We start from the raw sequence: 14300 nt of genomic DNA, 5'->3' as shown, positions 1-14300 counted from the left end.
CCAGGCCCCGCCGGGGCGTTCACCGGGCCGGGCCCGCGGCTGTGTCGCTCGGCAGCCGTCCGGTGCGGTGGCCCGCGGTTGCGGCGTACGCGTGCGTGGCGGACGTCGCGTGCACGCGCTCGGCGGAGGCCCGTGTACGCGCGCGGGGAGGTTCCGGGCTCCGTGTCGCGGCCTGCGCCGGTACGAATCGCACGTCTGCCCCCCCGCGAAGGGCAAGTGCGTGCAGTACGCGCGTGTGGCACCTCCGGGCCGTGTCGTCCGGCCGGGCCGTGCCGTTCGCGAGGACGGCGGCCCCCGCGACGTCAGACGATGCCCACCAGCCGGTACTGCTCGTCGCGGGCGTCGGTCAGGAACATCTGACCCGGGGCGTGGGTGATGGCGAACGGCGGCCGGGAGGCCATCACCGCCGCCTGCGGGGTCACCCCGCAGGCCCAGAAGACCGGGATGTCCCCGGGTGCGAGGGTCACCGGGTCGCCGAAGTCGGGCCGCGCGAGATCCTCGATGCCGAGCGCGGCGGGGTCGTCGCAGTGCACGGGACCGCCGTGCACGGCCGGCAGCAGGCTGCTCTCCCGGATCGCGGCACGGATGTGCTCCGGCGGCACCGGTCGCATGGACACCACCATCGGCCCGCGCAACCTGCCCGCCGCCCGACACGCACGCGTGGTGACGTACATCGGCACGTTGCGGCCCTGCTCGACGTGCCTGATCGGCACGCCCGCCCGGGCCAGTGCCCACTCGAAGGTGAAGCTGCACCCGAGCAGGAACGACACCAGGTCGTCGCGCCAGTGCGCGCGCACGTCGGTGGGCTCCTCGACCAACTCGCCGTCCTCCCACACCCGGTAGCGCGGCAGGTCGGTGCGCAGGTCGGCGCCGTCCGCGAGGACCGTCTGGGGGGAGCCGGCGTCTGTGACGTCGAGCACGGGGCACGCCTTGGGATTGCGCTGGCAGAACAGCAGCATCTCGTAGGCCCAGTCGGCGGGCACCGAGATCAGGTTGGCCTGGGTGTGGCCTGCCGCGACACCGGCCGTGGGGCCCGAAAGGCCTCCTCGGAAGCGGGCCCGCGCGGTTTTCGGGCTCCACGCGTGCGCGTGCTCGTCCACGGTGGTGACGGGCAGGTCTTCGGTGCGAGTTGTCCGCGTCATGCCGGCTCCTGGGGGAGGTGAACAGTGCCGTCCCGAGCACCGTAGAGGATCGTTCAACGATCCTTCAATACCCATGTTGTTTCGTTCCGGTGCGTGCGATTGAATTCCCGGCATGGCAGAGCAGCTGACGGCACTGGCCGACGACCGTGCGCTCCTGGGGCGTACGAGCACGGCGGAGCGGGTCTCGGACATCCTCCGGGGCCGTATCGCCGACGGGTACTTCCCGCCCGGAACCCGGCTGTCGGAGGACGGCATCGGAGGGGCGCTCGGGGTCTCCCGCAACACCCTGCGTGAGGCGTTCCGGCTGCTCACCCACGAACGGCTGCTGGTCCACGAACTCAACCGCGGCGTGTTCGTGCGGGTCCTGACCGTGGAGGACGTCGAGGACATCTACCGCACGCGCTCCTTGGTCGAGTGCGCCGTCGTGCGCGGGCTCGGCGAGCCGCCGTACCGGCTGGAGCGGGTGGCCGCGGCCGTGGCCGAGGGAGAGCGGGCCACCGCGGAACACGACTGGAAGGCGCTGGGCACCGCCAACATCCACTTCCACCGGGAGCTGGTCGCCCTCGCCGGCAGCGAACGCACCGACGAACTGATGCGCAGCGTCTTCGCCGAACTGCGGCTCGCCTTCCATGTCGTCGACGACCCCCGCCGGCTGCACGAGCCCTACCTCGCCCGCAACCGCGAGATCCTGCGGGCGCTGCAGGACGGCGACCGGCGCGAGGCCGAGCGGCTGCTGGAGACGTACCTCGTGGACTCGCTGGAGCGGGTCGTGGAGGTGTACCGGCGGCGCGTCGGCCAAGAAGGCACCCCGTAAAGGGCGCGCGGCGCCCGAGGAACGACCCGCGGCCGTGCCGGCCGAACCGGCGGAGCGTCTCGTTTGTGTCGATGTCAGACCGAGGACCTAGTCTGTGCACCGTGACTTCGCCTGGATCGACGGACAGCGTTCCGCCCCAGCTCAGCGCGGGGCCGCGCCCGGCTCCGGGCCCGGCCGCCGACGAGGGGCTGGCGCGGCGGCTGCGCGCGCTCGCCTGCACCGCGCCGCTGCACGACCTCGACGCGCGCAAGGCCAACCTGGCCGGTGAGTACTCGGTGTACGGCATGGCCGAGGTGGCCCTCGCCGCCATCGACCTGGTCACGCTCAACATGGACTTCGACACCGGCGCCGACCACGAGCAGATCGTGGCCCGGCTCGTCCCGCGCATCGCCGCCCAGGCCCCGCAGCGGCCCACCGCCGAACACGAGCGCGTGGCCCGCTGGGTCCTGGAGAACCTGATCAACGTCGGCAGTGTGGACCGCGGCTTCCGCGCCGTCTACGGCACCTTCGCGCCCGACGGCACGTACGTCCGCCGGGACTACGACTTCAAACTGATCGAGGAGGTCCCCGGCCCGGGCGGCACGGTCTATCTGCGGACCACGGACGAGGCGGTCAACGTCCTGGTCGGCGCCCTCGACACCGACGTCACCAGCGCCCAGATCGCCGCCGAGGTCAAGCTCGAGGTGCTGATCAACCGCGGCCGGCTCGCCGACGCCCAGCTCGCCGCCGAGCAGGCCCGCTACCGCACGGTGCAGTACTCGGAGAGCCTGCGACGCGCCCTGGAGGCCACCCGGCGCAACGTCCGCGCGGTCGACTGGCTCAGCGCGGTGCCCGACATGATCGCCGAGGCCCTGGACCACGTGGCCGACCGCTACCGCCACGAGAACGCGATCCTCACCAACATCCGCAAGGCCCGCGACGAGACCGAGGAGCCCGAGCACAAGCGCCGCGCCGCCGAACTCGTCGACATCGTCAAGGACTGCATCCGGCGGCACACCCAGCTCCAGTCCCGGCTGCTGGAGGCGGGCCCGCTGTTCCGCGCCGAACAGGACCGGCAGGCCTTCGCGACGCCCATGGCGACGTCCGGGACGGACCTCTACGGCCATCTCGTCGCCCCTCTCCTGCCGTTGCCCCTGGAGCAGGCGATCCGGGTCACGGACGCGTTCTTCACGCACGGCACGGGCCTGCGGACGCCGGTGTCCGTCCGCGTGGCCGACCTCGTCGACATACTGCTGACCCCGCCGGTGGAGCGCGAGCACCTGGGCGCGGAGATGCCGGAGCCGGATCTGATCGCGACGCCGGACGACAGCCGGTTCAGCGAGGAGCAACTGGCCGCCGCCATGGAGCTGCTGGACCTCCCGGCCGACGCACCGCGCAGACTGTCGGGCCTCCTGGCCGAGGCCCGGCGGACCGGTGACCCCGATCTGGCCTACCTGGTGGCCCTGTTGGCGGTCCATGCGGCCAGTCCCGCCGTCGGCACCGCCTACCGGCAGGGCGAGGAGAAGCTGCTCTTCGCCGTGGACGACGGCACGGAGCTGGACGACCGCGAGTTCGGTGGGGCGGATCTGATCGTGGGGACCGCGTTGCTGGATGCCGCGGGGATGGCGGCGGACCGGACGGAGGCGGCCTGATGCCGCACGCCGGCTGCGCGTCCGTCGTGGCCGGCCGCGCCCCCCGCGGCGGAGCCGCATGTCCATACCGCCCCGCGCCCCATACGGGCCCGCGTGCCCAGCCCCGTTGTCAAGAAGAGGAGTTGCAGTCGTGAGCGAGCACGTCGAGTGGAGTGACGCGGAGCCGTCCGCGCCGTCGGCGCCCGCCGCCGTCACCCCCGCCGACGCCGCCGACGCGGCGCGGCTCGTCGCCTTCGGGCTGCAGCCCAAGCTGCAGCCCGCGCGGGACCAGGAGTACGCCGAGCTGCTGCGCCGCTACCGCGACGACCCGGCGTTCGCGCGGCTCGCCGACGCCGTCGCCGCCGGTCTGGGGCTCGTCGTGCTGGAGGTGTCCCCGCGCGCGGGGATGGCCGTGACGGCGGCCGAGGACTCGGTCTTCGCCGTCCGCATGGGCGACTACGCGCGTCGCACCGCCGCCGACTCCGGCGACCGCTTCCTGCACGGACTCGCCCATCTCGCCGCGGCCGCACTGGCCTTCCCCCGTCCGGAGGACCTGGCCGACGACACCTACATCGGCCGGGTCACCGTCAACGGCGTCGACGCCTTCGTACGACAGGCCTGCCGGCGCCTGGAGGAGCGGGCCGAGGAACTGGGCGAGAACACCGACCCGGCGACCGGCGCGCCCGGACTGGAGGCCGCCTGGCGGATCTGGGCCAGACGCAGCGCCACCGGTGCCACCAAGGACGCCCGCCGCCCGGCCGCCTCCACCACGGGGATCGTGGCCAAGGCCCTGGCCTTCCTCACCGACTCGGGCTTCCTGCAGCGCACCGGCGACGACAGCGGCGGCACCTACCGCACCACCGCCCGCTACCAGCTCCAGGTCCGTGACATGGCCGGCAGCGCCGCCATGGCCGAACTGCTGGAGCTGGGTGTCGTACCGGTGACCGACGGCACGGCCAGCCTGCTGCCCGCCGAGGACACCGAGGACCTGGAACTGGTGGCCGACGCCGGGCTGCCGTTCCACTCCTGAGGGCCGCCGAGCTCCTCGAAGATCCCTGAACCACCGCACCTTTCACCAGACTTACGAGAGTCCGCCATGTACGAGCTGTCCCGGGTCCGCCTCTACTCCATCGGTCCCGCCGGTGCGCGCTACGCCGACACCGTGCTTGACCTGCGGGGTGTCGGCGAGCCCGTGCCCGACCCGGCGCCCACCCAGGCGGAGTTCTTCGAGGAGGAGCCGTCCGGGCCGCCGCGCCGGCCCGCGCCCGCGGGCGTGCTCTTCCTGGAGAACGGCGGTGGCAAGTCCGTTCTGCTCAAGCTGATCTTCTCGGTGATGCTGCCGGGCCACCGCAACACCCTCGGCGGCGCCAGCTCCGGCGTGCTGCGCAAGTTCCTGCTCGCCGACGACTGCGGGCACGTGGCGCTGGAATGGCAGCACGTGCAGACCGGCGAGTGCGTCGTCGTCGGCAAGGTGAGCGAGTGGCGTGGGCGCCAGGTGTCCAACGACCCGCGGAAGTTCGCCGAGGCCTGGTACTCGTTCCGGCCCGGCCCCGGCCTGAGCCTGGACAACCTGCCCGTCGCCGAGTCCACCGCCGTACGACCGCCCGTCGAGGGCACCTCGGGCGCCCAGGGCCGCCGGCGCACCATGAAGGGCTTCCGCGACGCCCTCACGGAGGCCGGCAAGGCCTACCCGCACCTGGAGGTGCACTGGGAGGAGATCCACGACCGCTGGATCGAGCACCTGGGCGACCTCGGTCTCGACCCCGAACTCTTCCGCTACCAGCGGGAGATGAACGCCGACGAGGGCGAGGCGGCCGGTCTCTTCGCGGTGAAGAAGGACTCCGACTTCACCGACCTGCTGCTGCGCGCGGTCACCGACACCCGTGACACAGACGGCCTCGCCGACCTCGTCAGCGGTTTCGGCAACAAGCTGGGCCGGCGCGCCGAGCTGATCGCCGAACGCGACTTCACGGCCGGGTCGGTCGACCTGCTCGGGCGGATCGTCGAGGCCGCCGAGGCCCGCTCACGCGCGCGTGACGTCCACGCCGGCGCCGAGCGCCGCACCCGCACCCTGGCCCGGCGGCTGTCCGCGCGGGCCGTGCAGGAGCGGGTGCGGGCCGCCGAGCTCGCCCAGCGGGTCACGGCCGCCGCCTACGCCGTCACGCACTCGGAGGGCGCCCGCGAGCGCAGCGCCCTGATCGCCGCCGAACTCGCCTACCGGCACGCCTCGCTGGCCCTCGCCGCCGCCGAGAAGTCCGCCGCCGCGCAGAAGCGCGAGCTGGCCGACGCCCGCACCCTGCACTCCGCCTGGCAGGCCGCCGAGGCCGTGCTGCGCCACCGCGCCGCCGCAGACCGGGTCGCACGCGTGTCCGCCGCCATCCAGGAGGCCGAGCGGGATGCCGCGCCCGCGCTCGCGGCCCGCGCCAAGGCCGCCGCGGACCTCGTACGGGCCCTCCACACGGCCGCCGAGAGCGCCGAAACGCTCGCCAACGAGGAGGAGGAGCGCTCCGCCGCCCTCCAGGAGGCCGGTGACTGCGCCTACCGCGACTCGACCACCGCCGCGACCGAGACACAGCGCGCCCGCAGCGAGGCCGGACATCTGCGCCAGCGCCTCGCCGAGGTCGAGCAGGAGACCGCCGAGGCCGTCCGCGCGGGCTGGCTCGACGACAGCACGCCGGACGCCGACCCGGCCCGCGCCGCGCTCGCCGCCAGCGACGCCGAGAAGACCGCCGTGGCCGCCTGGGACGCGGCCCGCGAGGCCGCCCGCAAGATCACCGAGCACGCGCGCGAGGCGGCCTCCGCGGAGTCCCGCGCGGAACTGACCGCGGCCCGCGCGGCGGACGCCGCGACGGCGGCCGAGCGCGCCTACGAGGCCGAGCGGCGCCTCGCCGAGTCCCTGACCGCCGAGGAGCGCCTCGCGGAACTGCTCAGCCTGCCCGGTGCGCCCAGCAGGGCGCGGGTGCCCGCCCCGAGGACGGAGCCGGGCGACGACACGCGCGGGGGAGCCACGACCGACTCCGCCGTCCCCGCTGAGGGCCCGCTCGCCCCGGAGGAACTCGACCGCTTCGCGGACGAGTTGCGCGCACTCCTCGACGACGCCGTGTCGACCGCCGAACGGCACCTCTTCGACCTGCGCACCGCCGCCGCCGACGACTCCAGGATCCTCGGCGCGCTCGGTGACGGGGGACTGCTGCCGCCGGGCCCGGACGTCCTGGCCACAGTGGAGTTCCTCGGCGAACACGGCATCCCGGCACTGCCCGGCTGGCGCTATCTCGCCCAGGCCGTCGACCCCGCCGACCACGCGCGCGTGCTCGCCGCCCGCCCGGAACTGGTCGACGGCGTGATCATCACCGACCCGGACACGCACGCGCGCGCCCGCGAGGCGCTCGGCGACGCCGCCCTGCTGCCCCGCTCCGCCGTCGCCGTCGGCACCGCCGCCGCCCTGCTCGCGCCGCCTCCCGCCGACAGCGCCGCCTCCGCGGACGTCTTCCTCGTGCCACCGAACCCCGCCATGCACGACGAGCACGCCGCCGACGAGGAACGGCAGGCCCTGCGCGCCCGGGCCACCGAGCGCGACGAGGAGATCCGCGCCCTCGCCGCGCGGCTCGGCAAGGACCGCGAGCTGGCCGCCCGGCTCGCCTCGTGGCGCACCGGCTGCCCCGCCGGACGCCTCGGCGAACTGGCCCGGACCGCCGCGGAGACCCGGGCGTTCGCCGAGGAGGCCGAGGCCGAACTGGCCGAGGCCCGCACACTGCGCGCGGAGGCCGACGAGGCCGCCGCCGAGGCCGCACAGATCCGCGACGAGCGGCAGGAGGCCGCGCAGAAGGCCCGCCGCGCCGCGGACGCCCTCGCCGGACTCGCCTACCGGCTCCGCGAGCGCGCCGGCTGGCAGGTGAAACTGCGCGAACTCGCCGACGAGGCCGCCGAGTCCGAGGCCCGCGCCCAGGCCTGTCTGGAGCGCGCCCGCGCCGCCGACGAGGACCGCCGCGCCGCCCAGCGCGCCGCCGACGACGCCCGGCGCACCGCGCGCACCCTGCGCGCCGAGCGCGCGGAGATCGCCGGCGCCCCCGACGACGTACCGGTCGAGGACACGGACGCCCCCAAGGTGTCCCTGCCCGCCCTCCGGGAGGCCTACCGGGCCGCCTCCCAGGTGTACGAGAAGGTCGGCGTCGGGGCCGATCTGCGCGCCGAGCAGGCCCGCGCCGAGAGCGACGAGAGCGCCGCCCGCGCCGAACTGGACCGGCTCAGCAACAAGGTCCGCACCCGCGCCGAGCAGCTGCTTCAGTCGCCCGACGGCTCCGACGGTCCCTCCCGACAAGCCGCCGCCGCCCGCGCCGAGGAGCTGGTCCAGCTCCTGGAGACCCGCATGTCCAGCGCGAGCGAGCAGCTCGGCCGGCTGCGCGGCGAGGCGGAGCGGCACGCCCCCGAGGACGGCGAGGCGCACACCGAGCTGCCCGAGGCACTCGTGCCCCGCGACGCCGAGCACGCACAGGCCCTGCTGCGGACCGCGACCGGCGAACTCGCCGCCCGCACCGAGGCGCTGGCCGAGGCCCGCGAGGCCCACGCCGAGCTGCTGGAGGCTCACCGTTCCGCCGAGGACGCCGCCGGCGGCTTCGACGAGATCGCCGCGATGCTCCGCGACCTGCTGCGCGAGCACGCCCCCGAGGAGGAGCAGGAGGAGCCGGAGCCGTATCCCGGCGGCATCGAGGAGGCCCGGCACTCCGCGGCCGAGGCCCGCCGCTCGCTGCGCGGCTGCGCCGCCGACCTGTCCGCCGCCGACGCTGCCGTGCGCGAGGCGAGCGACGTCCTCGTCCGGCACGCCAACTCCACGCGCTACGAGCAGGTCCGCACCCCCGCCCGGCAGCAGATCCGCGAACTGCCCGCGTCCGCGCTGCCGGAGCACGCGCAGAAGTGGGCGGACGCCTTCGCGCCCCGGCTCCGTGTCCTGACCGACGAGCTGACCCAGCTGGAGCGCAACCGCGACTCGATCGTGGACCGCCTGCGGGGCCTGGTCGAGTCGGCCCTCGCCACCCTGCGCTCCGCCCAGCGGCTCTCCCGCCTCCCCGAAGGCCTCGGCGAGTGGTCCGGACAGGAGTTCCTGCGCATCCGCTTCGAGGAACCCGACCAGGCCACGCTCACCGAGCGGCTCGGCGAGGTCGTCGACGAGGCCACGCGCGCGGCCCTGAAGAAGAATTCCGACCTGCGCCGGGACGGCATGTCCCTGCTGCTGCGCGGAGTCGCCGCGGCGCTGCAGCCGAAGGGCGTGGCCGTCGAGATCCTCAAGCCGGACGCCGTACTGCGCGCCGAGCGCGTCCCCGTCGGGCAGATGGGCGACGTCTTCTCCGGCGGTCAGCTGCTCACCGCCGCGATCGCCCTGTACTGCACGATGGCCGCCCTCCGCTCGAACGACCGGGGCAGGGACAGGCACCGGCACGCCGGCACGCTGTTCCTGGACAACCCGATCGGCCGCGCCAACGCCACCTACCTGCTGGAGCTCCAGCGGGCCGTGTCGGACGCGCTCGGTGTGCAGCTGCTGTACACGACCGGCCTGTTCGACACGACCGCCCTGGCCGAGTTCCCGCTGGTCATCCGCCTGCGCAACGACGCCGACCTCAGGGCGGGGCTGAAGTACATCAGCGTGGAGGAACACCTCCGGCCGGGGCTGCCGCAGCAGCCCCAGGCCGGAGAGGCGGTGCACAGCGAGATCACGGCGACGCGGATGTTCAAACGCCCGGCCTCCGCCACGCCATGAACGGGGGCGCGGCCGGGCACGCTGCGGCTGCCCCCCGCCTCGAGCGTGGAACTTGCCGGGCACGGAGAGATCCAGCGACGAACTCCCCTCTGCTCAGGGCAGGTTCAGGCCCGATCGGTTGTCCGAAGAGAGGAACGCCGCCTCGCGCACGCCCTACCGTCGTCTGACAACCGTGCTCGGGACAGCCGCGGCCTCCGCGTCGGTGTTCGTCCTGGAGGGCGGAAGGCACCACCCCGGAGATCCGCGCCTGTCCGCAGGGCATGTCCATCGGCACGCCGCGTAGCCGCGGCGGCGGGGAGTACGCCAAGGCGTGACCATCGGAAGCCGGCGAAGGGGCCGGTCCTCGGGCTCGCCCCTCGCGTTCGCCGGGCAGCCCGGTGAGTGTCGCCGGGCCTTCCGCCGGTGCCGTTCGAAGGGGGTGAAGGCGTCGTCGAACCCGGGCACCTCAGGAGTGCGAGAACTGCCCGGCTCCGCCCCTGCGGCGTATCCGCCCCTGCTCCCGCAGGCCGGTCCGCTCCTGGCGCCGGTGGGCGCGGCGCTCGCGGCGCAGTGACCGGGCCGTGCTGCTCGGCTCGGAGACGACGCCGTACCGCTGGTTCCACACCTGGCGGGTCACCCACACGTCGACCGCGGCCCAGGTGGCCACCAGCGTGCTCGCCACGCTGCTGATCACCATGGGGAAGGCCAGCCAGGACCCGGCCATCGTGCACAGGAACGCCACCATCGCCTGGATCAGCGTCACCGCGATGATCAGAACCGCCCGGACCGCCGCCGTACGCACCGGATCCGGCATAGGGTGCCGTTTCGCGGGCTCCTCCAGCCACAACGGCCGATGGTCCTGCTGCTGTTGTCCGGCGGCCTCCCTGTGGCGCTCCCGCGCCGGAATGTCGCGATCCGGTGCCTCCGGGCCCCGCCGCGCCCCCGGGAACCCCACCACACTCTGCTCGGGCGCTTCGCGCCGCTCCGTCGTGCTCATCACCGTGTCACTCCCCACCGCCAACAGACCGCTCGCCCCCGGCGTCACAAGACTCCGGCTCCCCAGTGGCTGCCCGGCTTGCGCTGCTTTACGCCGCCGGGGTGCGGGATGCGGCTCCTGTGGCCCATTCCGCCCCCATTTCCCGTAGAGAAGGACGAACGAGATCGTCTGAAGATTCCCGTCCTGCGAAAAAAACCAGCCAACCGCCCGGTCATTGAGATCACGGTCCGGTCGGACCCGGGCCCCGGATCGCGGTGGCAATCTCCCGCAATGACCGGACAACTCGCCATGTCTCGCCGCCGGAACGGAAGTTCACCCTCCGGACATGTCTTCGAGTTAGGTGTGGGGCGGTAGTAGGCTCGCGCCGTTTGTTGACCGACGTGTGCACCCCCGGCCGGGGGTCGAGCTGGGGGAGGCCATGCGCTTTCGCGGGAAGTCGATCCGCCGGAAGATCGTGGCGCTGCTTCTCGTGCCGCTGGTGTCCCTGACCGCCATCTGGGGATTCACGACGGTACTCACAGGGCGCGATGTCGCCCGGCTGTTCCAGGTGTCGGACGTCAAGCAGGACATCGGCTACCCCGCCGAGGACACCATCCGCGCACTGCAGCAGGAGCGACGGCAGACCCTCGTCTACCTCGCCGACCCACGCGCCGCCGACGCCGTCTCCGCGCTGCAGCGCACCCGCGCCGCCACCGACCGGGCGATCGCCAGGATCCGGCAGACCGCGGACGACTCTCACGTCTTCGACGGCATGGACTCCGGCGACAGCGAGCGCCTCACCGCCGCGCTGGACGGCTTCGACGGCCTCGGCAGCCTGCGGCGCAGCGTCGAGCACGGCACGGTGACCCGCGCTCAGGCCCTCGACCGCTACGACCGCCTCGTCGACCCCTGCTACACGCTGCTCGCCGCCCTCGAGGGCATCGACGACGTCGACCTGGACGCCCAGGCCCGCGCGCTGGTCAACGTCAGCCGAGCTCGCGAGCTGCTCTCCCGCGAGGACGCGCTGCTCGGTTCCTCCCTCGTGGTCGGCCGGCTCACCCGCGACGAGACCCGCGGCATCTCCGACCTCGTCGCCCAGCGCACCGTTCTGTACGACGTCAGCCTGCCGCTGCTGCCCGCCGCCGAGCGCGCACGCTACGAGCGCTTCTGGACGGACGCCACCACCGCCTCACTGCGCACGGCCGAACAGAGCGTCATCGGCGCGGACCCCGGCACCCCGCGCGACGTCACCGCGAAGAGCTGGGACTCCACGGCCGCGAGTGTCCTGCACGAACTGGGCAGCCTCGACGACCGGGCGGGCGACCGCTTCCAGGACCGTACCCGCCCCGTGGCCGTCAGCGTCATCCTGCAGGCGGCCGTCGCGGGCCTCCTCGGCCTCCTCGCGCTCGTGTTCTCCGTCGTCCTGTCCGTCCGGATCGGCCGCGGCCTCATCCGCGACCTGCGCCAGCTGCGCCTGGAGGCGCACGAGGCCTCCGGCGTCCGGCTGCCCAGCGTGATGCGCCGCCTGTCCGCCGGGGAACAGGTCGACGTCGAGACCGAGGTACCGCGGCTGGAGTACGACAAGAACGAGATCGGCGAGGTCGGCCACGCCCTCAACACCCTTCAGCGCGCCGCCGTCGAGGCCGCCGTCAAACAGGCCGAACTGCGCTCCGGCGTCTCCGAGGTCTTCGTCAACCTCGCCCGCCGCAGCCAGGTGCTGCTGCACAAGCAGCTGACCCTCCTCGACACCATGGAACGCCGCACCGAGGACACGGACGAGCTCGCCGACCTGTTCCGCCTGGACCACCTGACCACCCGTATGCGCCGGCACGCCGAGGGCCTGGTGATCCTCTCCGGCGCCGCACCCTCCCGCCAGTGGCGCCGCCCGGTGCAGCTGATGGACGTCGTGCGGGCCGCCGTCGCCGAGGTCGAGGACTACGAACGCATCGAGGTACGGCGCCTGCCCCGCGTCGCCGTCACCGGCCCGGCCGTCGCCGACCTCACCCACCTCGTGGCCGAACTCCTGGAGAACGCCACGGTCTTCTCGCCCCCGCACACGGCCGTCCAGGTCATCGGGGAGCGCGTCGCCAACGGCTTCACGCTGGAGATCCACGACCGGGGTCTCGGCATGACGGCCGAGGCACTCCTGGACGCCAATCTGCGCCTCGCCGAGACCCCCGAGTTCGAACTGTCCGACACCGACCGGCTCGGCCTGTTCGTGGTCAGCCGTCTCGCCCAGCGCCAGAACGTCCGGGTCTCCCTGCAGCCGTCGCCCTACGGCGGCACCACCGCCGTCGTCTTCATCCCCGACGCCCTGCTGAGCGACGACGTACCGGACACCAACGGTCTCGGCTTCCGCCTCGACCGGGACCGCTCCGGGAAGGGAAGCGGACAGGCGGCGGTCCGCGCCGCCGGGCGGTCCGGCGCACGGGCGCAGCTGCCCGGCCTGCCGACGTCGCTGCTGGACGGCCCCGTCGAGCTGGAGGCGCCCGTGGACCTCGACGCCGTCGACGACTTCCCCGGCGCCCTGGCGGACGAGGAAAGCGAGCGGGGCGGACTGTTCCGGCACCGCCGCTCCCGCTCCCGCGCCGACGACGAGACACCCTCGCCGGCCGCCGACCACGTGGCACGCGACGACGACGGCGACCGCGGTCCCATACCGCTGCCGCGCCGGCACACCCCCAAACTGGTCAGTTCGCACGGCAGGCCGGTCACCGACCAGCGCACCCGACGCGACGAGCCCGACGAGCAGCCCTCCACCGGCCCTCGCCGCTCCGATACCGGCGGACCGGCGCCGCTGCCGGCCCGCCGCCGCACCGCGCCCTCCCGGCGCCCCACCGAACTCTTCGGCCGGGTCGGGGAACCCGACACGGCTCCCGCCGACGGCACCACAGACACCGCGGCCGACATCCCCCCGCTGCCCCGGCGCACCCGGCAAGCGGCTCCGGCCGACCACGGCCCCGGCCCCACGGGCAGGTCGGCCGACGGCGCGGCCGGGTCTGCCGGTGGGGGGACTCCGGTCGGGGATGGCGCCCTCGAGGCCACGGGCGAGAGGTCCTGTTTCGGCGCCGGTGCGGCCGAACCCGCCGGTGAGCGGGGCCGTTCCCGTGGTGGTGCCGCCGAGCCCGCCCGCGAGGCGTCGCGCTCCGATCGTGGCGCGCCTCGACCCACGGTCGGGTCGGGGGGCGCGGCGGACCGCTCCGGCGACCAGGCGGTCCGCTCCGGCGACCCGACGACCCGCGTCAGCGGCGAGGCGGTCGTATCCGGCACCACCCCGTCCCGTCACGGCGCCGAGGTCACGCCCGCACACGACACGGCTCCATCGAGCCCGGCCGCCGGTACGGGCAACGAGCCGGCCACCGGTTCCCTGCCCCGGCGCGTACGCCAGGCCAGCCTGGCCCCACAGCTCAAGCAGGACACCGCGCGGCGTGCCGAGCGCGCCGCGCAGCCCGACGACCGCGACGCCGAGGAGGTCCGCAGCCGGATGGCCTCACTCCAGCGTGGCTGGCAGCGCGGCCGGCGGGAGAACGCCGGGGGCGACAGCGCCCACCACGGCACAGCACAAGGAACGACTAAGGGGGACGGTCGATGACCGCACCGAAGGCGACCGGCCACACGGAGACGAACAAGGGGGAGCTCAACTGGCTCCTGGACGACCTGGTCGACCGGGTCGCGAGCATCCGCAAGGCCGTCGTCCTGTCCGGCGACGGACTGCCGACGGGGGTGTCCTCGGACCTGACAAGGGAGGACGGCGAGCATCTGGCCGCTGTCGCCTCCGGCTTCCACAGCCTCGCCAAGGGCGTGGGCCGTCACTTCGACGCGGGCAGCGTCCGGCAGACGGTGGTCGAGCTGGACGACGCCTTCCTGTTCGTCACCGCGGCCGGGGACGGCAGCTGCCTCGCCGTCCTGTCCGACGCCGACTCCGACGTCGGTCAGGTTGCCTACGAGATGACGCTCCTGGTCAAGCGGGTCGGTGTGCACCTGGGCACCGCCCCGCGCACCGACCTGCCCGCAGGCGGGTAGTGGG

At 74.1% G+C, this 14300-nt stretch carries 8 protein-coding genes; 6 read left to right on the top strand and 2 right to left on the bottom strand.

What is annotated here, in order from left to right; all coding sequences use genetic code 11:
- Positions 1-302: 302 nt before the first annotated feature.
- Complete coding sequence (locus AB0L59_RS23675; protein ID WP_365586933.1) at positions 303-1142, bottom strand: putative hydro-lyase; 840 nt, start codon at positions 1140-1142, stop codon at positions 303-305.
- A 112-nt stretch (positions 1143-1254) separates the two neighbouring features.
- Between AB0L59_RS23675 and AB0L59_RS23670 the strand changes: the two genes are divergently transcribed.
- The 4 genes from AB0L59_RS23670 (at position 1255) to AB0L59_RS23655 (ending at position 9318) form a co-directional block, all read left to right on the top strand.
- Positions 1255-1956, top strand: coding sequence for a GntR family transcriptional regulator (locus tag AB0L59_RS23670; RefSeq protein ID WP_365586930.1), 702 nt, complete (start codon positions 1255-1257; stop codon positions 1954-1956).
- 101 nt (positions 1957-2057) lie between these two features.
- On the top strand, positions 2058-3587 hold the full coding sequence (locus AB0L59_RS23665) for a hypothetical protein (protein WP_365586927.1): 1530 nt from the start codon (positions 2058-2060) through the stop codon (positions 3585-3587).
- 130 nt (positions 3588-3717) lie between these two features.
- Complete coding sequence (locus AB0L59_RS23660; RefSeq protein ID WP_365586926.1) at positions 3718-4596, top strand: hypothetical protein; 879 nt, start codon at positions 3718-3720, stop codon at positions 4594-4596.
- Between the two features lie 66 nt (positions 4597-4662).
- Entirely contained in the window at positions 4663-9318 is a 4656-nt protein-coding gene (locus AB0L59_RS23655; protein WP_365586923.1) for a hypothetical protein, read from the top strand.
- Positions 9319-9763: 445 nt separating this feature from the next.
- Here the strand turns inward: AB0L59_RS23655 and AB0L59_RS23650 are convergent, their stop codons facing one another.
- Positions 9764-10294 (bottom strand): hypothetical protein, encoded by a 531-nt coding sequence (locus tag AB0L59_RS23650; protein WP_365586921.1) that lies wholly within the window; start codon positions 10292-10294, stop codon positions 9764-9766.
- Between the two features lie 418 nt (positions 10295-10712).
- Here AB0L59_RS23650 and AB0L59_RS23645 point away from each other — a divergent pair, with 418 nt between their 5' ends.
- Entirely contained in the window at positions 10713-13865 is a 3153-nt protein-coding gene (locus tag AB0L59_RS23645) for a nitrate- and nitrite sensing domain-containing protein (protein WP_365586919.1), read from the top strand.
- Positions 13862-14296: a roadblock/LC7 domain-containing protein gene (locus tag AB0L59_RS23640; protein ID WP_365586918.1), complete on the top strand. Its 435-nt coding sequence runs from the start codon at positions 13862-13864 to the stop codon at positions 14294-14296. The genes AB0L59_RS23645 and AB0L59_RS23640 overlap by 4 nt, the downstream gene beginning before the upstream one ends.
- The last annotated feature ends 4 nt before the right edge of the window (positions 14297-14300 follow it).

Source organism: Streptomyces sp. NPDC052109, from assembly GCF_040680195.1.
Lineage (GTDB): Bacteria > Actinomycetota > Actinomycetes > Streptomycetales > Streptomycetaceae > Streptomyces.
This window is presented reverse-complemented; position numbering and strand designations above follow the sequence as displayed.

Bases quoted from the DNA above. Each gene is read 5' to 3' on its own strand.
- AB0L59_RS23675 (WP_365586933.1), bottom strand. From the start codon at position 1,142: ATGACGCGGACAACTCGCACCGAAGACCTGCCCGTCACCACCGTGGAC.
- AB0L59_RS23670 (WP_365586930.1), top strand. From the start codon at position 1,255: ATGGCAGAGCAGCTGACGGCACTGGCCGACGACCGTGCGCTCCTGGGG.
- AB0L59_RS23655 (WP_365586923.1), top strand. From the start codon at position 4,663: ATGTACGAGCTGTCCCGGGTCCGCCTCTACTCCATCGGTCCCGCCGGT.
- AB0L59_RS23650 (WP_365586921.1), bottom strand. From the start codon at position 10,294: ATGAGCACGACGGAGCGGCGCGAAGCGCCCGAGCAGAGTGTGGTGGGG.
- AB0L59_RS23645 (WP_365586919.1), top strand. From the start codon at position 10,713: ATGCGCTTTCGCGGGAAGTCGATCCGCCGGAAGATCGTGGCGCTGCTT.
- AB0L59_RS23640 (WP_365586918.1), top strand. From the start codon at position 13,862: ATGACCGCACCGAAGGCGACCGGCCACACGGAGACGAACAAGGGGGAG.